Origin of the sequence: Stenotrophomonas sp. PS02301 (genome assembly GCF_029959485.1) — a bacterium.
Taxonomy (GTDB): Bacteria; Pseudomonadota; Gammaproteobacteria; order Xanthomonadales; family Xanthomonadaceae; genus Stenotrophomonas; species Stenotrophomonas maltophilia_Z.
Genome location: NZ_JASCOO010000043.1, coordinates 1 through 20453 on the forward strand (window position 1 = coordinate 1; position 20453 = coordinate 20453).

19 protein-coding genes are annotated in these 20453 nt (G+C 67.1%); 8 read left to right on the forward strand and 11 right to left on the reverse strand.

What is annotated here, in order from left to right:
• Positions 1-83: 83 nt before the first annotated feature.
• The 3 genes from QMX81_RS11905 to QMX81_RS11915 are packed head-to-tail and all read right to left on the reverse strand — an operon-like array spanning position 84 to position 2310.
• Entirely contained in the window at positions 84-1409 is a 1326-nt protein-coding gene (locus QMX81_RS11905) for a sensor histidine kinase (RefSeq protein ID WP_282261749.1), read from the reverse strand.
• The gene (locus QMX81_RS11910) at positions 1406-2068 is read right to left on the reverse strand and encodes a response regulator transcription factor (protein ID WP_152150874.1); all 663 of its coding nucleotides are present in this window, start codon (positions 2066-2068) and stop codon (positions 1406-1408) included. Before QMX81_RS11910 ends, QMX81_RS11905 begins: the two co-directional genes overlap by 4 nt.
• A complete protein-coding gene (locus QMX81_RS11915; protein ID WP_336619089.1) occupies positions 2068-2310 on the reverse strand; it encodes a PepSY domain-containing protein in 243 nt (80 codons plus the stop codon). The genes QMX81_RS11910 and QMX81_RS11915 overlap by 1 nt, the downstream gene beginning before the upstream one ends.
• A 197-nt stretch (positions 2311-2507) precedes the next feature.
• Between QMX81_RS11915 and QMX81_RS11920 the strand changes: the two genes are divergently transcribed.
• Positions 2508-2942, forward strand: coding sequence for a PepSY domain-containing protein (locus tag QMX81_RS11920; protein ID WP_152150876.1), 435 nt, complete (start codon positions 2508-2510; stop codon positions 2940-2942).
• An 89-nt stretch (positions 2943-3031) separates the two neighbouring features.
• Here the strand turns inward: QMX81_RS11920 and QMX81_RS11925 are convergent, their stop codons facing one another.
• From QMX81_RS11925 to QMX81_RS11935, 3 genes are all read right to left on the reverse strand, one after another.
• The gene (locus QMX81_RS11925) at positions 3032-3538 is read right to left on the reverse strand and encodes a hypothetical protein (RefSeq protein WP_152150878.1); all 507 of its coding nucleotides are present in this window, start codon (positions 3536-3538) and stop codon (positions 3032-3034) included.
• Positions 3539-3636: 98 nt separating this feature from the next.
• Positions 3637-4848, reverse strand: a complete 1212-nt coding sequence (locus QMX81_RS11930) for an FAD-dependent oxidoreductase (protein ID WP_152150880.1) — start codon at positions 4846-4848, stop codon at positions 3637-3639.
• 7 nt (positions 4849-4855) lie between these two features.
• Entirely contained in the window at positions 4856-5350 is a 495-nt protein-coding gene (locus tag QMX81_RS11935) for a lipocalin family protein (protein ID WP_152150882.1), read from the reverse strand.
• Positions 5351-5532: 182 nt separating this feature from the next.
• Between QMX81_RS11935 and QMX81_RS11940 the strand changes: the two genes are divergently transcribed.
• Both QMX81_RS11940 and QMX81_RS11945 read left to right on the forward strand, forming a co-directional pair.
• Positions 5533-5781, forward strand: a complete 249-nt coding sequence (locus tag QMX81_RS11940) for a hypothetical protein (RefSeq protein WP_121040674.1) — start codon at positions 5533-5535, stop codon at positions 5779-5781.
• An 82-nt stretch (positions 5782-5863) separates the two neighbouring features.
• Positions 5864-8314, forward strand: a complete 2451-nt coding sequence (locus QMX81_RS11945; RefSeq protein WP_282261757.1) for a DUF3772 domain-containing protein — start codon at positions 5864-5866, stop codon at positions 8312-8314.
• A 47-nt stretch (positions 8315-8361) separates the two neighbouring features.
• Here the strand turns inward: QMX81_RS11945 and QMX81_RS11950 are convergent, their stop codons facing one another.
• On the reverse strand, positions 8362-10464 hold the full coding sequence (locus QMX81_RS11950) for a phosphoglycerol transferase I (protein ID WP_121040670.1): 2103 nt from the start codon (positions 10462-10464) through the stop codon (positions 8362-8364).
• A gap of 284 nt (positions 10465-10748) precedes the next feature.
• Positions 10749-12389: an AarF/UbiB family protein gene (locus QMX81_RS11955; protein ID WP_282261796.1), complete on the reverse strand. Its 1641-nt coding sequence runs from the start codon at positions 12387-12389 to the stop codon at positions 10749-10751.
• A gap of 181 nt (positions 12390-12570) precedes the next feature.
• On the opposite strand from QMX81_RS11955, the gene QMX81_RS11960 reads away from it, so the two are divergent.
• Complete coding sequence (locus tag QMX81_RS11960) at positions 12571-13482, forward strand: DUF808 domain-containing protein (protein ID WP_121040668.1); 912 nt, start codon at positions 12571-12573, stop codon at positions 13480-13482.
• Positions 13483-13494: 12 nt separating this feature from the next.
• Here the strand turns inward: QMX81_RS11960 and QMX81_RS11965 are convergent, their stop codons facing one another.
• From QMX81_RS11965 to QMX81_RS11975, 3 genes are read right to left on the reverse strand one after another with little or no spacing between them, the layout of a single operon-like run.
• Positions 13495-14154, reverse strand: coding sequence for a hypothetical protein (locus tag QMX81_RS11965; RefSeq protein ID WP_282261764.1), 660 nt, complete (start codon positions 14152-14154; stop codon positions 13495-13497).
• 10 nt (positions 14155-14164) lie between these two features.
• Positions 14165-14689 (reverse strand): sigma-70 family RNA polymerase sigma factor, encoded by a 525-nt coding sequence (locus QMX81_RS11970; RefSeq protein WP_282261767.1) that lies wholly within the window; start codon positions 14687-14689, stop codon positions 14165-14167.
• A gap of 45 nt (positions 14690-14734) precedes the next feature.
• Positions 14735-16297, reverse strand: coding sequence for a GGDEF domain-containing protein (locus QMX81_RS11975; protein ID WP_152150890.1), 1563 nt, complete (start codon positions 16295-16297; stop codon positions 14735-14737).
• A 132-nt stretch (positions 16298-16429) separates the two neighbouring features.
• Here QMX81_RS11975 and QMX81_RS11980 point away from each other — a divergent pair, with 132 nt between their 5' ends.
• The 4 genes from QMX81_RS11980 to QMX81_RS11995 all read left to right on the forward strand — a co-directional run bounded on the left by QMX81_RS11980 (position 16430) and on the right by QMX81_RS11995 (position 20381).
• Positions 16430-17068, forward strand: a complete 639-nt coding sequence (locus QMX81_RS11980; protein WP_282261769.1) for an NAD-dependent epimerase/dehydratase family protein — start codon at positions 16430-16432, stop codon at positions 17066-17068.
• Between the two features lie 71 nt (positions 17069-17139).
• Positions 17140-18018 carry a tryptophan 2,3-dioxygenase family protein gene (locus tag QMX81_RS11985; protein ID WP_088433557.1) on the forward strand — a complete coding sequence of 293 codons (879 nt, stop codon included), beginning with the start codon at positions 17140-17142 and terminating at the stop codon, positions 18016-18018.
• Between the two features lie 243 nt (positions 18019-18261).
• Positions 18262-19764, forward strand: coding sequence for a peptide MFS transporter (locus QMX81_RS11990; RefSeq protein WP_121040656.1), 1503 nt, complete (start codon positions 18262-18264; stop codon positions 19762-19764).
• An 8-nt stretch (positions 19765-19772) separates the two neighbouring features.
• The gene (locus QMX81_RS11995) at positions 19773-20381 is read left to right on the forward strand and encodes a thioredoxin family protein (RefSeq protein WP_121040654.1); all 609 of its coding nucleotides are present in this window, start codon (positions 19773-19775) and stop codon (positions 20379-20381) included.
• The last annotated feature ends 72 nt before the right edge of the window (positions 20382-20453 follow it).

Sequence of the window (20453 nt, forward strand, 5' to 3'; positions counted from 1 at the left end):
GGCCGGCACCACGCAGGGTCGGGGAGCCGGCCAGCGGCCGGCACTACCAACGGCACAAGCAATGCCGTCAGCGAGGGCAGCTCTTACCCTGCCGGCAACGTCAACGTCGCCTGCAACCCCGGCGCGGCGTTGGCCAGCACCAGCGTGCCGCCGTAACTCTCGGCGATGTCCGCCACGATCGACAATCCCAGCCCACTCCCGGCCGCGCGCTCATCCAGCCGCACGCCGCGTTCCAGCACGTGCTGCAGCTGCTCCGCAGGAAGCCCGGGACCGTCATCACTCACCGTGATGCGCAGCTGACCCTCCCGTGGTGCCACCTCCACCCGCACTGCGTGACTGGCCCACTTGCCCGCATTGTCGAGCAGGTTGCCCAGCATCTCTTCCAGATCCTCGCGCGCACCGGCGAATACCCCCGTGGTGTCGCTGTCGCACGTAAAACGCAGCCCACGCGCGGCATGCACGCGCTGCATCAGCCCGCACAGCGCACTCACCACCGGCGCCACCGGCGTGCGCTGCTGGCTGTCGGCGCCCAGGCCTGCGGCGAGGTAACGATCGATGCTGGCCTGCATGCGCGCGGTCTCGCTGCGCAGGGTCTGGCGCCAGTCGCTGCCGTCGCCCTCGGCCTCGGTGGTGAGCACGGTCAGCGGCGTCTTCAGCGCATGCGCGAGGTCCTCGGCGCTGCGGCGTGCGCGTACCACCATGCGCTGATGATGATCGAGCAGCGCGTTGAGCTGGCCGGCCAGCGGCGCGACTTCTTTCACCAGGCCCTGCTGCGGGAAGCGCACGTTCTCGCCGTTGCGGACCTGCCCGGCAATGCGGCCCAGCTCGGCCAGCGGCCGCAGGCCGTAATGCACCTGGGTCACCAGTACGCCGAACCACACAGCGATGAGCACGGCCAGTGCGAGCGCGGTGCGTTGCCGGAAACTGGCGACCTGGGCATTCAGCGGGCTGCGGTCGGTGGCGACCATCACGATCACCGGCGCGGCGGCGCGGGGCAGAGTGACCTGCTGGGCCAGCACGCGCAGGGATTGCTGCAGCGGGCCGGGAGCATCGAAGGCCTTGGCCGGCCCCGGCTGCGGTGCGCTTGGCGCGGCCAGCGAGCCGTCCCACAGCGAGCGCGATTGCCCGAGCGGGCGGCCTTGTTGGTCCAGCACCTGCCAGTAGTCGCCGGAGAACACGCGGCGGTAGCGCTCGTCAGCCAGCGTGTCGCGCCACTGCAGCTGGCCGTTGGCATCGCTTTCGGCCAGTGCCAGCACCGCGATCAGATCGTTGCCCAGGCGCTCATCCATCGCGGTCCGTGCTGAACGCTCGAACATCGCGCCCAGCCACCAGGTCGCCAAGGCCGACACCAGCACCAGGCCCAGGCCACCGGCCACCAGCAGGCGGGTGCGCAGCGAGCCGGTGGTCATGGCGTTGCCGACAGGCGGAAGCCCTGGCCGCGATGCGTGTGGATCAGCTCGCTGCCCAGCTTGCGGCGGATGCGGCCGATCAGCACATCCAGCGTGTTGGAGTCTGGATCGAAGCCGTCTTCGTAGACGTTCTCGCCCAGCCGCGAGCGGCTCAACACGGTATCAGGGTGATGCATGAAGTAGCTGAGGATGCGGTGCTCCTGCGCGCTGAGCGCCAGCGGCGCGCCGTCCAGCTCGAAGCGGCCGGCGTTGACGTCCAGCACCAGCGGACCGCACTGCAGGCGCGGATGCGCGTGGCCGGCGCTGCGGCGGATCAGGGCGCGCAGGCGCAGCAGCAGTTCTTCGGGCTGGAAGGGTTTGGTCAGGTAGTCATCGGCGCCGGCATCGAAGCCGGCCAGTTTGTCGTGCCAGCGGGCGCGGGCGGTCAGCACCAGCACCGGGAAATCGCGCCCGGCCTGGCGCCAGCGTTCGATCACGCTCAGCCCGTCCAGGCCCGGCAGGCCCAGATCGACCACGGCCGCGGCGATGTCCTCGATCTGCCCCTGGTACTCGGCATCCCGCCCCTCCGCACTGTGGATGACCACGTAGCCGGCCTCTTCCAGCAGCGTCTGCAGCCGGCGGGCGAGCAGGGCGTCATCTTCGGCAAGCAGCACGCGCATCAGTCTTTTTCCATTTTCAGCAGGCGGCCTGTCGCGGCATCGTAATCCAGCTCCATCACCACGCCATCCGGGCCGAGGATCTCGACCTCGTATTCCCCGTCATCCAGTTCCACCTCGATCAGCTTGCCGGGGTAGCGACGCAGCGCATCGGCGACTACCTGTTCCAGCGGCACGAAGCGACCCTGGCGCACCGCCTGGCGCACGCTGTCCTGCTGGCGGCTGCCACCGTCGAGCACCCGCATCGGGTCCTGCGGGGCGAGGGTCAGCAGCAGGGGCAGCATCAGGGACAGGGCAGACATGCGGGCACGCAGGCGAAGGGCAGGCCACCGGTATACCGGGGCGGTCTAAACAGTATCTAACAGTCGCCCTCATGGTCTGGTTAGGCGCGGTGACCAGACTGGCGGTGCCGGAATGGACCGGTGCCCCCTCAAGGATTCCCATGAAGACGATGATTGCCGCTACCGCCCTGGCCGCTGCGCTGTTCGCCACTCCGGCCTTTGCCGCCAACCTGTCGGCCGCCCAGGTCCAGGCCAAGCTGAGCGCGGCCGGCTACACCCAGGTGCATGAGCTGGAGCACGACGATGGCGTGTGGGAAGCGGACGTGACCCGCAAGGACGGCACGGTCGATGAAGTGATCATCGATGACACCCAGGGCGAGATCTTCGATCCACGCGATGGCCGCGCCGTGCTGGACGCCGGGCAGATCCTGGCGCTGGCGGGCAAGGCCGGGCTGACGCAGATCGAATCGATCGAGCGCGATGGCGCGACCTGGACCCTGGATGCGCGCAACGCCCGCAACCAGCGCGTGGAAGTGCGCATGAGTGGCTACGATGGCCGCGTGCTCGCCAGCAAGCGCGATGGCTGGTGGGATTGATCCGGCCGCGCTACCGCGCACTGGATGTACGAACGGCCGGGATTCCCCGGCCGTCCGCGTCATTGCCTGGGGGCTGCAGCGCTTAGCGCTTACCAGCGCGCCGGGTAATCCCAGTAGCCCGGGCCACGGCCGTAACCGCCATAACCCCCGAAGCCGTCATAGCCATACGGACCGAAGAAGCCGGGGCCCTTGCCCTCGCTCACCCGGATATTGACGTTGACGTTGCGGGTGTTGCCCTCGTCCGTGGTGTAGTTCTTGCTCAGATTGAGCTCGGCCGCGTTGTAATGGCTGTTGCCGTAATTCTCGGAATAGCCGATGCCGGTGGTGAAGCTGCCGTTGACCCGCAGCTTGTCATCGGTCACGTGGGCGATGCCGTTGGCGGCCCGCTCGGTGGAGCGCCGGCCGGTGCGGTCGCCGTAGAAGGTGCCGGGTGGGTCGCCGCGCAGCGACTGATCGCTCAGGTACTGCAGCGGGGCGTCCGGGATGCTCAGGTCCAGCCCGGTCGAGGACTGCGGGCCGGTGGCGCCTGCGGCAGACTGGGCCAGCGCCACACCGGGCAGGGACAGGCACAGCAGCAGGGGAAGCAGGCGGGTCATGAGAGGCTCCGGAGCAGACAGGCGGGACGGCCGACAGCGCTGACGCTAGCAGCCGTAGTTTGAATGATGCCTGTCATGGCGTGCGTTGCAAGGGGAACTCAGCCCAACCGGTCAAATCCGAACAGCGTGGACAGCGGATGCCGGCGGCGTTCGATCCGCGCCCGCAGCAGTCCGGCGCCGATCATGGAGTAGGTGATCCCGTTGCCGCCGTAAGCCATCGCGAACAGTACCCGTGGCCCCCATTGCGGGTGCGGGCCGAAAAACGGCAGGCCATCGTGGGTCTCGGCGAAGGTGCCGCCCCAGGAGAAGGCCGGCTGCAGCGGCAGGTGCGGGAACAGTTTGGCGGTCTTCCTGAGCAGCTTGCCGGTCTTGCTCTCCACCCGCCGGTCGCGCCGGGCCGGGAGATCGATGGCATCGTCCTCGCCGCCGATCAGCAGCCGGTGGTCACCGGTGCTGCGCAGGTACAGATACGGCCGCGCCGATTCCCATGCCATGGTCTCGCGCAGGGGGCCGAGCAGGTCCGGATGGATCGGATCGGTGATGAAGGCGTAGCTGCTGCGGTTGCGGGCCACCGAGGGCTTCAACCAGCGCTGCCCGGCGTAGCCAGTGGCCAGGACCACATGGCGGGCACGGATGCGGGCGCCGCCCAGGGTGGTGGCGGTCACGCCGCGCGGGGTCGGGGTGAGCGTATCGAGCACGGTGCGGTCGTAGACGCCGCAGCCGCGCGTGTGCAGCCGCATCAGCAGCCGGTAGGTGAGCCGGTAGGGGTCGATGCGTGCGGCGAGCGCACTGAGGATCGCGCCCGGTGCGCGGATGCCGTACTCGGCCTGGACCGCCTCGCTGTCCAGCCAGCGCACATCGAAGCCGTGCTTGGCACGCAGTGCACACTCTTCGGCCAGTACCGCCTGGTGCCCGCGCTTGCTCGCGTAGTACAGGCTGGCCATGCGGTGGCAGTCCACATCGCGGAACGGCGCGGCCACCTTGCAGATGGCCGGGATCGCCTCGGCACAGGCCTGATAGGCCAGCACCGCCGCGTCCTCGCCGTAGCGTTGGGCCAGGTCGATCAGGTGCGTGTCAATCTCATACTGCAGCAACGCAGTGCTGGCCGCGGTGCTGCCCCAGCCGATGTCGCGCTGTTCGATCAGCGCCACATCATGGCCGTGCGCGCACAGCTCGTCCGCAATCAGCGCGCCACTGATGCCGCCGCCGACCACCAGCACCTCGCAGTTGAGATCCTTCTCCAGCGGTGGGAAGGCATGCATCAGGCCGTTGCGCACGGCCCAGAACGGGTACCCGCTCTTCAGATCCATGGCAGCCTCAGGCGGTGGGGTGGCCGGTGTGCGGGGTCTGGATCAGTTCGGTCAGGTCGAAGCCCTGCAGCCGTGCCTGGGCCAGGTAGTGCTCCTGCGTGGTGCGGTCGAGCGTGGGGGTGCGCGCCAGCAGCCAGAGGAACTTGCGGTCCGGGCTGCCGACCAGCGAGACGCTGTAATCCGGTGCGATCTGGATCACCCAGTAGTCGCCCTTGGTGAAGGGCAGCCAGCGCAGGCCCTTGGGCAGGAAGCTGACCTCCAGCCGCGCAGTGTCGTTGTCCACGGGGCAGGCTTCGCCATCGGCTTGCTCGATCTCGCTGCCCATGCGGCAGCGGTTGACCACGGCGACGTGGCCGTTGTCTTTCAGGCTGTAGTGCGCGGACACATCGGTGCAGCCTTCCGGCTCGTGCTTCATCGGCAGGCGGGCGATCTCGTACCAGGTGCCCAGGTATCGCGGCAGCTTCAGGTCGGGAACGGTTTTCAGGTCGGGATGTGGGGTCATGGGCAACGGCTGGTGGGAATGCGATCCCACGATGCCGGGGCTGCTGCCACGGCCGGGTGAAGCCGGGGCGACTGCGGCGTCGAGACAGTCCGTTGTGGTCGCGTCATGTCCCGCTTGCGGTCGCAGCGCTATGCTGGGCCGGAGCGCCATCAGCGCTTCTTTCAACAGCGATGGAGATGCGGATGTACCAGGTGATTCTGCTCAAGAGCGAAACCGGCGTTGCCCGCCAGCAGCGCGAGACCGCCGACGATGTGCTCGACCACGAGGGGGTGACCTACACCCTGCGCGCCGGGCCGCGGCAGCCGTTGCCGACCGATCACGCCTGGGATGAGATCGCGGTCTACGCGCCCGAGGAGATCACCGAGGAAGAGTTCCAGGACTGGTATGCCCGCCTGCAGCCGCAGGTCGAGGAGCTCCGCCTGAAGTACTGAGCGCCCGCATACCTGTTCTGAACGGGGCCCGGTTTATAGTCGCGGGCAGGCGCGGTGGTCCGCGCGAACCGTTGGTGCTGGCGTGTCGCTTCGTCATTCTTCGTTTGTGGTGCGGTCGCTGGGCTGGCTGCTGTTGTTCACCTGGCTCGGCGCCGCGCCGGTCGCTCTCGGGCAGGCCACGGATCCGCCCCCGGATCCGGCCAAACAACTGATCCAGGCCGAAAAAGAGCTGCGCGCCACCAGTGACGCGCTGGAGGATGCGGGCACCACTGAAACCCTGAAGGCGCTGTCCGACCGCGCCCTGGCCGTCCAGCGCGATGCCGACGGCCTGCAGAGCGCCCTCGACCCGCAGCGTCAGCAGGTGGATGCGCGGCTCGAGCAGCTTGGCCAGGTCGCCGAAGGCACCGTCGAGCCGCCGGAAGTGAGCCGGCAGCGCAAGGCGCTGAACCAGCAGAAGGCTGACATCACCGCGCAGATCGCCCGCGCCAAGCTGCTCTCAGTGGATGCCAAGCAGCTCGGCGAGCGCATCGAGAAGATGCGGGTCACCCAGTTCAGCGAACAGCTGAGCCGCAAGGTCGCCTCGCCGCTGTCACCTGCGCTGTGGCGCAGCTTCGCCAAGGATGTGCCGGACGATGTGCACCGCCTGGCCATTCTTTACCGCCTGGGCGAAGACGCGGCCCGCAAAGCCATTGCCAAGCATGGCTGGAACGCGCCCTTGATCGGCCTGGCGGTCGCACTGGTGCTGTTCTTCCCGTTGCGGCTGTGGCTGCGCGCGCTGGGGCGCCGCTTTGCCGCCTCCGAGCGTGCACCCGATGGACGCCTGCGCCGCTCCGGCCTGGCGGTGTGGCTACTGCTGGTCGGCACGCTGTTGCCGGGCCTGGCGGCGGTGGCCCTGGTGGAATCGCTGGACGCGATCGGCGCGATCCCGCCGCGCCTGCAGCAGGTGGCCGAGACCTTCGAGGTAGCCACCTTCGTGGCCGCCTTCATCGCTGCGCTCAGCGCCTGTCTGCTGGTCCCCAAGCGCCCGTCGTGGCGGCTGCTGTCGCTCGATGACAGCGCGGCGTTGCGCCTGCGCAAGTACGCCTGGGGCGCGGCCGGCCTGACCTGGCTGAGCATCATGCTGGTCGCCCTCGACCGTGCAGCCCGCACCAGCGAGGTGACCACGGTGGCCGCCGATGGGTTGATGGCGCTGACCTACCTGGGGCTGATCATCGCGATCCTGACCTCGCTGGCGCGCATGCACAATCGTCAGGCGGCCGAAGCCGCGGAGGCCGAAGCACGGGCCGATCCCCGCGCTGGTGGTGATGGCAAGGTGCGGGGGGCGCCTCGCCGCAGTGGCTGGATCGTGCTGGCGCGCCTGGTCGGCCACATCGCCGTGGGCGCGGCGGTGATCGCCACACTGCTGGGGTATCTCAACTTCGCGCTGTTCGTGGCCCAGCAGCTGGTCTGGGTCGCGGTGGTGTTCATGGCGGTCTCGCTGCTGCTCAAGTTTGCCGATGACCTGGCCACCTGGGTGCTCGTGCCCAGCAGCCGCGCCGGACAGACCATCGTATTGACCACCGGGCTCAGCGAGGCGCGGGTGGAGCAGGCCGGCGTGCTGCTCTCGGCGGTGCTGCGTGTCGGTGTGATCGTGCTTGGCCTGCTGGCGCTGGCGGCACCGTTCGGCAATCTCAACGCCTTCCTCGGTGGGCTGGATTCGCTGTCCGGTGGGCTGAAGATCGGTGAGACCACGCTCAGGCCGAGCAGCGTGATGTACGCGGTGCTGGTGTTCCTGGTGGTGTGGGCGGTGATGCAGGCGTTCCAACGCTGGCTCAGCGATACCTACCTGCCCAAGACCGAACTGGACGCCGGCGCACGCAACTCGATCAGCACCGTGACCCGCTACCTCGGCATCATCGCTGCGGTGTTGTGGGGCCTGACCGCGCTGGGTATCGGCTTCGAGAAGCTGGCGCTGGTGGTCAGCGCACTCTCGGTCGGTATCGGCTTCGGTCTGCAGGCGATCACCCAGAACTTCGTCTCCGGCCTGATCCTGCTGGCCGAGCGGCCGGTCAAGATCGGTGACTGGGTCAAGCTGGGCGACCAGGAAGGCGACATCAAGCGGATCAGCGTGCGTTCGACCGAGATCCAGGTCGGCGACAAGTCCACCTTGATCGTGCCCAACTCCGAGCTGATCACCAAGACCATCCGCAACATGACGATGGGCAACGCGCAGGGCCGGATCCAGATCCAGTTCTCGGTGCCGTTGAACACCGATGTGGCGGCGCTGCGGCAGATCCTGCTGGATGCCTACACCGATCACCCGGGCGTGCTGAGCGACCCGGCACCGTCGGTGTTCATCGACTCGATCGCCAATGGGCAGATCGCGATCAACAGTTTCGCCTACGTGTCAGGCCCGCGTGCGGTGTACGGCGCACGCAGCGAGCTGTACTTCACGGTGCTGCAGAAGTTTGCCGAGGCCGGGATCGCGCTGTCCTCGCCGACGGATATCCATCTGGTGCGGGATCCGGCGGCCAAGCCGGACCCGGACGCGTAAGCAGGCCGGTAGGTACCGACCGTTGGTCGGTACGGATATTGGTGCCGTCAGCCGCGGTTGCCGCGGCGCGACGGCACCAGCGCGAAGGTATCCACGGCCAGCTTCTCGGCGTGGTTCAACCAGGCGCGCACTTCCAGATCATCGACCTCGTGGTCCAGGCCGAAGCTCAGGTTGATGCGACCCTCGGCATCCGGCTGTACCCACTGCTGGGCGACCACCACCTTGCGCTGCGAGGAGACCGCTTCGATCCAGAAGCCGCGGTCGGGTGACTGCTTGGTCACCAGCTGCACCATGTACTGGCCGGCGCGGGTGCGGCGGCCCTTCTGGGTGATCATGTGCGCCTGGCGGATGCTCGGGCGCGGGCCGTTGAACGGATCCAGCGGGCCATCCACCGCCACGCCACCGCGCAGCTGGTCATCGCGGAACAGCTTGATGCCCTTGTCCTGGTTGACCAGCATCGCGCACCAGTCACCATCGGCCGAGCCGTCCTCGAACGCGGTGCAGCGATCCACGTAGGCCAGCGTATTGGACGGATCGGCCAGATCGAACTGCTTGGAGGTGTTCTCCAGGTAGACCGATTTCAGATCCCAATGCTTGTCGTACTCCAGCAGCACCGGCGGCTGCACATGCTGCAGGCCGATCACCACCTGGTTGTCGTCATCGATGCGCAGCTGGCGGGTCTTGTCGCCCAGCCACAGCGAGCGCGAGAAGGCGAGATAGCGCGGGTAGTCCTTGCCGTTGTCGCGGAACACCGCCGCACTCGCACTGTCCGAACGTTCCGGGTGCAGCAGCGAGCGGCCGAAGCCGATCGAATCGATGGCCGGATCGATCAGGCTCAGCAGGGTGGCGCCCGAATCCAGCGTCGAGCCGGCCGGCGCGGTCAGCTGGCGCGGGGCGATGTCCTTGCCCAGGAACAGCAGCAGATTCTCGCGGTCCTGCTTGGCGAGGATGTGGCTGAGATCATTCGGCATGGCCAGGTGATCGGAAGCGATCACGATCAGGGTGTCTTCGCCGTACGGGCTGGCCTGGATACGGTCGACCAGCTTGGCGATCAGCCCGTCGGTGCACTTGAGCGCATTGAGCATGCCGATGTTGCCGTGCTCGCTCTGGTAGCGGGTGCCTTTGCAGGCCACGGGCAGGTGACCGGCCGGGTGATGGGTGTCCATGGTCAGCGTGGTCAGCATGAACGGCTCGCCCTTGCGCGAGAGCTGCACGAAGCGGTCGTATGCCTTGTCCAGCAGCACATCGTCATGCACGCCCCACGGCGAGAAGTGCGCGCGGGTGATCTTCTGCTGCTTGAACCAGGCCAGGTCGTCGACGGTATCGAAGCCATGCGTGGCCAGGAACTGGCCCTTGCCGGCGAACTGGCCGTTGGCCCCGCCCAGATAGTGATTGGTGTAGCCCTGCTGCTTGAGGTAATCGCCCAGGCAGACCGCTTCAGGCAGGAAGCTGCCCATGCGGCCCATGCTGTTCTCGTCTTCCTTGGCGGTGGTCAACGGCACGCCGCACATCGAGGAGACCAGCCCGGCGATGGTCCAGCCACCGCCCTCGGCCGAGACCAGCCCGCGCACATCCAGCGACTGCGCGGCCAGCCGGTTGATGTTGGGCATCAGGTCCGGGAAGGTGGTTTCATTGAGATAGGTGCGTTCCAGGCTTTCGCCGTAGATCCACACGATGTTGCGCGGCTTGGTCAGCGGCTGCTGTGGCACGCGGTACTCGGCCTTGACCATGCTGTAGTCGACCGGGCGCATCTGCTGGTACAGGCGCTGACCATCGCTGTAGAGCGGGCTGACCACGATCGCGACGAACCACATCGCCATGAAGCCGGCGAACACGGCCTTGCCATGTGCGGGGCGATCCCGACGACGGAAGCGCGCCAGCAGCAGCGGGGACAACGAGAGCAGGGCCAGTGCGATGAAGCCGGCGATGTAGTGCTTGAAATCGGCGATGCCGGCGCCTTCCATGTCCGCACCGAGGTGGTACAGGGTGGCGGCATTGAGACCATCACCGGACAACTTGTTGATCAACCACCACGCACTGAGGGTCAGCAGCAGCAATGACATCAGGCTTGCCTTCCACCACACCCATGTGTCAGATGCGAGGAACAGCCAGGCGAGCAGCAACAGAGACAGCAGCAGGATCCAGAGCATAAGCACTTTTGGCAGTGGAGACAGGTGGTGATGGACGTCATGACGACGTATGTCCCATCCGACCGGCTGTCCCAACCACACATGCATGACAAGCCGATGACTCGATCATGCCTGCACGAACCTGACTGAAATGTTTGTTGAAAACGACATTCGTACACACGCATCGCACCGCGATATGCGACGTAAAACACGCGTGAAGAAGCGCGCACGATGCTGCAGTGCATCGTGCGTTATCTGTGGTGTTTTCCGTTGGGTCTGAATGCGTGGTATGCGCGGCAGGTACGTCAGCGGTGCCCGCGTTCTTCCTTCGAGCGCGCACGACGATCGAAGATCAACGCACTGAGGATGATGCCCAATCCCAGGAACACACCGATCAACATCAAGGTGAATGCGATGGCCGGATAGCCGAACAGATGCCAGCCGGTATCGACCTTCATCATCATCGCCGCAGCAAGAATCAGGGCGGCGGTGACGATGCCGGCAGAGACGCGGTTGGCGATCTTCTGCAGGTTTTCCATCAGGCGTGATTCTTCCAGCCCGGTGACCTTCATCTGCAGGCGGTTCTCGGCGAGCAGCGCGAGGATGTCGGTCATCTTGCGCGGCCCATCGCGCAGCAGCTGCTGCATCTCCATCGCCTCGCTGGCGAGATTGGCGGCGGACAGTGATTTCTTCAGGCGTGCGCGCATCACGTGCTGCAGCTGCTTCTCCACGGTGCGGCGCGTATCCAGGTCCGGTGACAGCAGCCGGCACACGGTTTCCAGATTCAGCAGCGCCTTGCCGAGCAGGCTCAGCTCCGGCGGGGTGCGCAGGCCACTGGCGGTGGCGATGCGGACCAGGTCCAACACCACGCGGCCCTCGGAGAAGCTACTGTTGGCGGCATATCGCGCGATGATCTGCCCGGTCTCGCGCAGATAGCGTTCCTCATCGAAGAACTCCAGCCGTGTGCTGATGCCGATGATTTCATCGGCGACTTCTTCGCCGCGCCCATCCACCGCCGCGAACAGCAGTTTCAACAAGCGCTCGCGCAGGCGTGGCGGCATGTGCGCGACCATCCCCAGATCGAAAATCGCCAGGCGACCGGCTGGCGTGACGCGTAGATTGCCAGGATGCGGATCGGCGTGGATCTCGCCGTGCACGAAGATCTGGTCGACATAGCCACGGATCAATGCCGCAGCGAGCGGCGCCATCGGCTGCTCGGTGCGGCGCACATCGGGGATCATGTCCACGCGCACGCCCTGGGCCAGCTCCATGGTCAACACGCGGTGGCTGCAGTAATCCCAGATCGGCTGCGGCACCCACAGTGGTTTGAACGGCTTGAGGTGCTGGCCGAAGCGTTGCAGGTTCTCGGCCTCAGCCTGGTAGTCGAGCTCCTGCATCAGGGTTTTGGCGAACTCATTGAGCCAGTCGCGCAGGCGCACGCGGCGGCCGACCTGGGTGAGGTGGTCAGCGGCCAGCGCGAAGCTGCGCAGCACCTCCAGATCCGAGCGCAGCTGCGCGGCGACCTCCGGCTTCTGCACCTTGACTGCCACCTGGCGGCCATCGTGGAGCTCGGCGCGGTGCACCTGGGCGATCGAGGCGCAGCCCAGTGGCACCGGGTCGAAGCTGGCGAACAGCTTGGATACCGACGCGCCCAGTTCCTTTTCGATGATCGCCGCGACGCGCTCGACCGGGATCGGCGCGACGTTCTCCTGCATGCGCTCCAGGGCCGTGGCGAACTCCACCGGCACCATGTCCGGGCGGGTGGAAAGCATCTGCCCCAGCTTGACAAAGGTCGGCCCCAGCGATTCCAGGTCGGTGACGAACTGCTCCGGGTTGCCCTCCGGTGGCACATCGTGGACGGCGCCTGCGTCCAGGTTCATGCCGGAAAACACGCCGGAATTACGGTAGCGCAACAGCAGGCGCAGAATCTGGCTGCGGCGGTTCATGCCCTTGACCAGCGACGGCGAACCGGGGACGACGGGCGTGGTATTCAAGCAGGACTCCGGGGCGACGATCACCGGCAGTGTGGCCGGGTGGCAGTGGTGGGCCGGTGAATCCGCCCCCGCTACCGCGACAGGGCTCGGATCGGTCAGAATCGGCGCTCCCGCTTCCTCCTTTGGATCCACCATGGCCGGTGCCAGTCTGTTCGCGTTGCTCGATGACATTGCGTCCCTGCTGGACGATGTGTCGGTGCTGACCAAGGTGGCGGCGAAGAAGACCGCCGGCGTGCTCGGCGACGACCTCGCGCTGAACGCGCAGCAGGTGACCGGGGTCAGCGCCAACCGTGAGCTGCCGGTGGTGTGGGCGGTGGCCAAGGGCTCGCTGGTCAACAAGGCGATCCTGGTGCCGGCCGCGTTGGCGATCAGCGCCTGGCTGCCCTGGGCGATCACCCCGCTGATGATGATCGGTGGCGCCTTCCTCTGCTACGAGGGCGTGGAGAAGCTGGCGCACCGCTTCCTGCATTCGCGCGATGAGGACGAGCAGCGCAAGGCCGAGCGGGCCAAGGCCCTGGCCGACGAGAAGGTGGACATGGTCGCGTGGGAGAAGGACAAGGTGAAGGGCGCGATCCGCACCGACTTCATTCTGTCGGCCGAGATCATCGTGCTGTCGCTGGGCGTGGTCTCCAGCGCGCCGTTCCTCAACCAGGTCAGCGCGCTGGTGGTGATCGCGCTGGCGATGACGGTGTTTGTCTACGGCCTGGTCGCCGGCATCGTCAAGCTGGACGATCTGGGCCTGTACCTGTCGCGCAAGGGCGCGGCGCTGGCGGCGGTCGGCCGGGGCCTGCTGGTGGCCGCACCGTGGCTGATGAAGTTCCTCTCGGTGGCCGGTACCGCAGCGATGTTCCTGGTCGGTGGCGGCATCCTGGTGCACAGCATCGCGCCGCTGCACCACGCCATTCTGGCAATGGGCGGCGATGGCAGCTGGGGCTGGTTGATCAACGCGCTGGGCAACGTGATCGTCGGCGTGGTGATCGGCGCGGTGGTCCTGGCGGCGGTGACCGGGTTCCAGAAGCTGCGCGGGGCCAAGCCCGCGCACTGAGGGGCGACCCCATCAGGCCGGCTCCCAGCCGCGCAGGGCCTCCAGCTCGGCGTGTGCGTGGGCCAGCCGGCGGCCGGACAGCGCATCGATCACGCGCTGCAGCCACGGCGAGGCCGGTGCGCGCTGGGCCCAGCGGCGGGCAAGGATCAAGGCGGCCAGCATGGCCAGCGTCCCCGCGCCCAGCGAGGCCAGCAGCCACGGCGCGGCAAAGGCGCCCAGATCCACGCCCCAGACCTGCCAGGCCACCAGCACCGGCACGGCCAACCATAGCCAGCACCACGGCAGGCCGAGCAGCAGCTCGGTCAGCGCGGTGTGGCGACGCAGCGCGGCCAGCTGCTGCGATTGCGCCAGCACCGTCTGCGTCGGCTGCAACTGCCGGCGGCGATGCAGGCGGGTGATGCTGGCGATGATCACCGCGATGCAATAGGCATGCAGCGCCAACGCGCTGAGCATCACCGCCAACGGAGGTTGCTGCCACCACTGGCTGCCGCAGTACACCGCCACGGCCAGCCAGACCACCAGTTGCAGCCCCTGCCACAGGCTGAAGAGGCCGAGCTGGCGTTGAACGCTGCGTTGCCGATGGCTGCGCCACGCTTCCAGCGCGAAGGTTTCCTGCGCATCGGTGGGGGTGCCGACGCTGTTCCACAGGTGCTTGAGGTCATCCGGTTGCATGGCGGGGCTCTCAGTCGGCGGGGTTCAGGCGAGTGCGCAGTTGCTGGCGCAGGCGGTGCAGGCGGGTGGAGACGTTGGCGACGCTGATGCCCAGCACCTCGGCGATCTGCCGGTGGTCGTGATCGTCCAGGTGCAGCAGCATCAGGGCACGGTCCAGTGGCGGCAGCGCATGGATGGCCACCTCCAGCTGATGCAGGGCATGGCGTTGCTCGGGGGGTGCACGGTCGTCCGCGGCGGGCAGGTCGTCGTCCAGCGCGGCGTGGTGGCGCTGCCGATGCTGCTGCCGGCGCCATTGCGAGATCGCCACGTTGAGCGCAAGCCGGTACAGCCAGGTCGAGAAGCGCGCCCGCGCCGGGTCGAATTCCTCGAATGCCGCCCACGCCTGCACGCTGATCTCCTGGACCAGATCGAGCCGATCCTCAGGGTGGCGGCAATAGCCGCGCGCCACCTTCAGCACGATGCCGCGGTGCTGCTCCAGCAGCGCGGCGAAGCGCGGGCGCAGATCAATGTCGGTAGCGGGCCGTGTCATGTCCATACCCGGGTGATTCGCGCCGGTGCGCGGAATATCACAGGCGCGGGCTCAGCGCGGTGGCTCGGCCGCCAGTACGCGGTTCTTGCCGACCCGCTTGGCCGCATACAGCGACGCATCGGCACGCCGCAGCAGCGCCTCGGCTGGCTCGCCCGGCTGCCATTGCGCCAGCCCGGCGCTGAAATGCACCGGCACGCGCTGTTCGTCCAGCGGCAGCGGCCGCTGCGCCAACGAACGCTGCAGCCGAAGCAGGGTGGACATGCTGTCCGCTGCAGGTGTTTCCGGCAGCAGCAGGACGAACTCATCGCCGCCGAGCCGGGCGATGGCATCGCTGCTGCGCAGGTGCAGCTGGCAGACGGTCACCAGGTGGCGAAGCACCGCATCGCCACCGGCATGGCCATGCAGGGTATTGGTCTGATGGAAATCGTCCAGGTCCAGCAGGGCCAGCGCCAGCGGATGGCCGTGGCGGGCGGCACGCGCCAGTTCGCGCTCCAGCAGCTCATCCAGACCGCGGCGGTTGAGCGCACCGGTCAGCGGATCGGTCCGGATCAACCCGGAGACCTCGCGCAGCTCCTGCTCCAGCTCGGCGATGCGCTGTTCGGCCTGCTCCACTTCACGGCGTGCATTGCCCAGGTGATCGCGCGCCTGCAGGGCCTGATCCTGCACCCGGCCGGTGTCCTGCAGCACGTCCTGCAGCAACTGGTTGAGGTCGGCGATGCTGCGCGCTTCCTTCAGGGCCAGCGCGTAGCTGCTGATCCGGTCATGGTATTCGCCCGTGCTCACCGCCATGCCGTCCAGGCGCTCGATGAAGCCCCCCATGACGTTCTTCATCGCCGCCTTGGATTCGACGATGCCCTGCTTGAGCAGCCCCTGCTTGTAGATCACCTCGCGCAGGTTGGCACGCGCCTGTTCGACCGAATCGCGATCCAGCGGGCCGCCGATCAGCGAACGCACCGCGTGGACCTGGCCGTGCAGCCAGCTGCTGTCATCCAGCAGCTCGCTGATGTTGTCCAACAGCAGATCGAACAGACTCAGCAGCAGCTCCTGCTGTTCCTGCCAGCCATCGCTGCGCACGCCGATCTGGTGCGAGAGCTCGCGCAGCCGTTGTTCGATCGGCTGCAGCGGCTGGCCGGGATGCCAGTGGCGCAGTTCACCGGCCAGCTGCACCGGCTCCTCGCGCAGTTCGGGCATGTTCTGCAGCAGGCTGGCCACGGTCACCCCGACGGTATGCCGCAGCAGCTCGCGCAGGCGCAGGCTGTCGGGCTGGCCATCCGGGGTCTCCTGTTCGATGGTGCGGATGTACTTGTCGATCAGCTGGCGCATCGCGCGGCCATAGCTGACCCAATCCGCGCTGCGCTGCGCCGACTGCAGGCGCAGGCCCATGTCGCCCAGCTCGCCGGGCAGGGTGGACATGCCATTGGCGAACGCGGCCAGCAGCGGCTCGGGCGCATCGATGCCGGCGAACAACCGTTGCAGCATCGCGCTGCTGCCCCCCTTGGGGCCGGGCGCCGGCTCGCTGGCGGCCTCCACCCCTGTGCCCACGCTCTGCCGCCGCGACAGCAGCCGCCCGACGGCGGTGCCGGGGCTGGGGGGAGCGTCGTGCGGGTCCGTCATGCGGCAGATCCTTGCAGGGCACGGCCGGAGCCGGAGCGGTGGAGAGGTGGGAACAGTATCGGCGCAGTGGGGCCGGCCTTGAACCGGTCATGCATGGCAGGATGGTAAGCACGGCGACGGCAGGAGAGTGCGATGAAGGTGATGCTGGTGGGGGCGACCGGACTGGTCGGCAGTCATGTGCTGCGGCAACTACTGGACGACCCCCGGTGCGATGCGGTGATCGCCCCGACCCGCCGCGCGCTGGATACCACGGATGCAGCGCTGCTCAACCCGGTGGTGGACTTCGCACAGTTGCCGGGCGAGGCCGACTGGTGGGCGGTGGATGCCGTGATCTGCGCGCTCGGTACGACGATCAAACAGGCCGGCAGCCAGGAGGCGTTCGCACGGGTCGACCATGATTTTCCGCTGGCCGTGGCACAGCAGGCACGCGCCCGCGGCGCGCATGCCTTCGCGTTGAACTCGGCGATGGGCGCCGATGCGGGCGCGCGGCTCTTCTACAACCAGGTCAAAGGCCGGCTGGAGCAGGACCTGCGGGAGCTGGGCTACCCCTCCCTGACCCTGGTCCGCCCCGGGCTGATCGGGGGCGAGCGTGCCGAGCGGCGCACCGGCGAGCATCTGGCCAGCGTGGTGCTGGGGGTGCTCGGTCCGGTCCTGCCGCGCGCCTGGCGGATCAATCCGGCCGGGACGATTGCCGCCGCGCTGGTCGAGGCGGCGTCGGTGCCGACGCCCGGCGTCAGGATCGTGGGTTCGGCCGATCTGGCGGCGCGCTGAGCCGCTGACGGCCGGATGCGCGGCCCCCCGGCCACTGCGCTACCCTTTCAGCCCCTTTAGCGGTCCCTGCCATGTCCGTCGACAAGAACCAACGCGATCTCGAAGCTGGTATCCACACCGATCTGGAGGGGCGGCTGACCTACGGCGGTTACCTGCGCCTGGATCAGCTGCTGTCGGCCCAGCAGCCGCTGTCCAACCCGCCGCACCATGACGAAATGCTGTTCATCATCCAGCACCAGACCTCCGAGCTGTGGCTGAAGCTGCTGGCACACGAGCTGCGCGCGGCGATCGGCTTCCTGCAGCGCGACGAGGTCTGGCAGTGCCGCAAGGTGCTGGCGCGCAGCAAGCAGGTGCTGCGCCAGCTGACCGAGCAGTGGTCGGTGCTGGAGACGCTGACCCCCTCCGAATACATGGGCTTCCGCGATGTGCTGGGCCCGTCGTCGGGCTTCCAGTCGCTGCAGTACCGCTACATCGAGTTCCTGCTGGGCAACAAGAACGCGCAGATGCTGCAGGTGTTCTCGCACGACCCGGCCGGCCAGGCCCAACTGCAGGAGGTGCTTGATGCCCCCAGCCTGTACGAGGAGTTCCTGCGCTACCTGGCCCGCTTCGGCCATCCGGTCCCGGCCGGCTATCAAGGGCGCGATTGGCAACAGCCGCACGTGGCCGACGATGCGCTGCACCCGGTGTTCGAGCGGATCTACCAGAACACCGACCGCTTCTGGCGCGAATACGCGCTGTGCGAGGACCTGGTCGATCTGGAGACGGCCTTCCAGCTGTGGCGGTTCCGCCACATGCGCACCGTGATGCGGGTGATCGGCTTCAAGCGCGGCACCGGCGGCTCCAGCGGGGTCGGCTTCCTGCGCCAGGCGCTGGAACTGACCTTCTTCCCGGAGCTGTTCCAGGTGCGCACCACCATCCGCAACGACGACCCGATGCCGCCGGACGCCTGATCCGGCATCGACCGCAATAAGCCTATTCATATTTACCTGCCGCATCCGCCGTACGGTGCGGCAGGCCCCGCCGTTGCTGCGCTGCCGGGTTTTGCCCGGAAGTTGCAGATGCAAGTTCAGCGACCATGCTGCCAGCGGTCCACATCAGCGTGTATTTGACGTGAACGTGGTTGGTCTGGGATTCTCCCGCGCTGCTTTCGCACATCGGACGTGCATGTCTTCCACCGAACCCAGGAATCCCGCATGAGCGTAGACGCCGCCGCGAAATCCGTTCCCGATCCGGCGTTGCCGGAGTTCAAGACCACGCTGGGCCATCCGCGCCCGTTGTGGATGCTGTTCATGACCGAATTCTGGGAACGCTTTGCGTTCTACGGCATCCGTTGGGCCCTGGTGCTGTACATCGTCGCGCAGTTCTTCGATGGTGATTCGGCCGGCCAGGCCGCCGCCAGCCGGACCTACGGTGCCTATCTGGCGCTGGTGTACGCCGCCGCCATCTTCGGTGGCTACGTCGCCGATCGGGTGCTGGGCTACCAACGCTCGATCCTGACCGGCGCGGTGATCATGGCCGCCGGCCTGTTCATGGTCGCCATGCCCAACAAGGAAATCTTCGAACTGGGCCTGGCCACGATCATCATCGGCAACGGCCTGTTCAAGCCGAACATCTCCACCATGGTCGGCAAGCTTTACGGCCTGAAGGATGAGCGCCGCGATTCGGGCTTCACCATCTTCTACATGGGCATCAACATCGGCGCGATGATCGCCCCGGTGCTGACCCAGTACCTGGCCGAGCGCGTGTTCGGCACCCAGGCGATGCCGTCCTACAAGATGGTCTTCATCGCCTCGGGCATCGGCATGCTGATCAGCCTGGCCTGGTTCTACGTTGGCCGCGCCGGCCTGAAGGGCATCGGCGCCCCGCCGGCCGGTGCAGAGGGCTATGGCCGCATCGTGATGGTGTTCATCGGTGCGATCGTGGCGATCCCGATCGCGTTCTTCCTGCTCTCCACCGGCGCCACCGCGCTGGCCTGGATCCTGGGCGCGATGTTCATCGCGCTGGCGATCCTGTTGCTGGTTGAAGGCATCCGCGAAGGCAAGGTCCAGCGCGACCGCGTGATCGCCATGCTGATCATCTTCACCTTCAACGTGATGTTCTGGATGTTCTTCGAACAGGCCGGCAGCTCGTTCACCTTCCTGGCCGACAACATCGTCAACCGCAATCTGGGCGGCTGGGAATTCCCGACCGCCTGGTTCCAGTCGGTCAACTCGGTGGCGATCATCACGCTGGCCCCGATCATTGCCTGGATCTGGATCAAGCTGGGCCGCGCCAACCCGTCGATCCCGCGCAAGTTCGGCCTGGGCCTGCTCTTCAACGGTGCGGCGTTCGCGCTGCTGATGGTCGCCCTGTCGAGCATGGTCGTGGATGGCAAGATTCCGTTCTGGACGCTGTTCATGGTCTACGTCATCCAGTCCGTCGGTGAGCTGTGCCTGTCGCCGATCGGCCTGTCGATGGTGACCAAGCTGGCCCCGGTGCGCCTGGTTGGCTTCGGCATGGGTGGCTGGTTCCTGTCCACCGGCATCGGCAACAACATGTCGGGCATCTTCGCCGGCGTGGTCAGCGGCGAAGGCGGCATGACCGTGGAATCGGCGCTGAAGGGCTACACGTTCGGCTTCTGGGCGTTGATCATCTCCGGCGTGGTGCTGTTCCTGGTCGCACCGCTGATCAACAAGCTGATGCACGGCGTCAAGTGAGGAAGGCGATGCGCATGAAAGCCGCGGGAATGTCGATGATCGTGGCCGGCCTGCTGGCCGCCTGTTCGCCGTCGTCGGCGCCTACCGCGGCGCCTGCGCAGCCGCTGGATACGTCCGAGCAGAAGGCCCCGGTCGCCGATCCCGGCGCACCGGTGGCCTCGGGCAACACCCCGGCCGCGGCGGACATCGCCGCGATCGCGGCGCTCAACGCCCAGTTCGATCCCGCCCGCGATCCGGTCGCCGATCTGGCCACGGCCAAGGTCGAGGCCCAGCGCGGGGGCAAGCGGATCATCCTGGATGTGGGCGGTGAGTGGTGCCCGTGGTGCCATCTGATGGATGGGTTCATCGAAGGGGATGCGGAGATCCGCCGCTTCCGCGATGCGAACTATGTCTGGATGAAGGTCAACTACAGCGAAGAGAACGAGAACGCGGCGTTCCTGTCGCAGTTCCCGCCAGTGAAGGGCTATCCGCACCTGTTCGTGCTCGATGCCGACGGCACGCTGCTGCATTCGCAGTTCACCGGTGAGCTGGAAGCGGACAAGGGGCAGAAGAAGGGCTACGACCGTGGCCGCTTCTTCGCCTTCATGAAGCAATGGGCGCCACCCAAAGCGTCGTGATCTGGAAAAGGCCGCGGATTCCGCGGCTTTTTTTTTGCCCTCAATTTGTCCGCTGCCCTGCCGCTACCCCCA

Bases quoted from the DNA above. Each gene is read 5' to 3' on its own strand.
- QMX81_RS11905 (WP_282261749.1), bottom strand. From the start codon at position 1,409: ATGACCACCGGCTCGCTGCGCACCCGCCTGCTGGTGGCCGGTGGCCTG.
- QMX81_RS11910 (WP_152150874.1), bottom strand. From the start codon at position 2,068: ATGCGCGTGCTGCTTGCCGAAGATGACGCCCTGCTCGCCCGCCGGCTG.
- QMX81_RS11915 (WP_336619089.1), bottom strand. From the start codon at position 2,310: ATGCGGGTGCTCGACGGTGGCAGCCGCCAGCAGGACAGCGTGCGCCAG.
- QMX81_RS11920 (WP_152150876.1), top strand. From the start codon at position 2,508: ATGAAGACGATGATTGCCGCTACCGCCCTGGCCGCTGCGCTGTTCGCC.
- QMX81_RS11925 (WP_152150878.1), bottom strand. From the start codon at position 3,538: ATGACCCGCCTGCTTCCCCTGCTGCTGTGCCTGTCCCTGCCCGGTGTG.
- QMX81_RS11930 (WP_152150880.1), bottom strand. From the start codon at position 4,848: ATGGATCTGAAGAGCGGGTACCCGTTCTGGGCCGTGCGCAACGGCCTG.
- QMX81_RS11935 (WP_152150882.1), bottom strand. From the start codon at position 5,350: ATGACCCCACATCCCGACCTGAAAACCGTTCCCGACCTGAAGCTGCCG.
- QMX81_RS11940 (WP_121040674.1), top strand. From the start codon at position 5,533: ATGTACCAGGTGATTCTGCTCAAGAGCGAAACCGGCGTTGCCCGCCAG.
- QMX81_RS11950 (WP_121040670.1), bottom strand. From the start codon at position 10,464: ATGCTCTGGATCCTGCTGCTGTCTCTGTTGCTGCTCGCCTGGCTGTTC.
- QMX81_RS11955 (WP_282261796.1), bottom strand. From the start codon at position 12,389: ATGAACCGCCGCAGCCAGATTCTGCGCCTGCTGTTGCGCTACCGTAAT.
- QMX81_RS11960 (WP_121040668.1), top strand. From the start codon at position 12,571: ATGGCCGGTGCCAGTCTGTTCGCGTTGCTCGATGACATTGCGTCCCTG.
- QMX81_RS11965 (WP_282261764.1), bottom strand. From the start codon at position 14,154: ATGCAACCGGATGACCTCAAGCACCTGTGGAACAGCGTCGGCACCCCC.
- QMX81_RS11970 (WP_282261767.1), bottom strand. From the start codon at position 14,689: ATGGACATGACACGGCCCGCTACCGACATTGATCTGCGCCCGCGCTTC.
- QMX81_RS11975 (WP_152150890.1), bottom strand. From the start codon at position 16,297: ATGACGGACCCGCACGACGCTCCCCCCAGCCCCGGCACCGCCGTCGGG.
- QMX81_RS11980 (WP_282261769.1), top strand. From the start codon at position 16,430: ATGAAGGTGATGCTGGTGGGGGCGACCGGACTGGTCGGCAGTCATGTG.
- QMX81_RS11985 (WP_088433557.1), top strand. From the start codon at position 17,140: ATGTCCGTCGACAAGAACCAACGCGATCTCGAAGCTGGTATCCACACC.
- QMX81_RS11990 (WP_121040656.1), top strand. From the start codon at position 18,262: ATGAGCGTAGACGCCGCCGCGAAATCCGTTCCCGATCCGGCGTTGCCG.
- QMX81_RS11995 (WP_121040654.1), top strand. From the start codon at position 19,773: ATGCGCATGAAAGCCGCGGGAATGTCGATGATCGTGGCCGGCCTGCTG.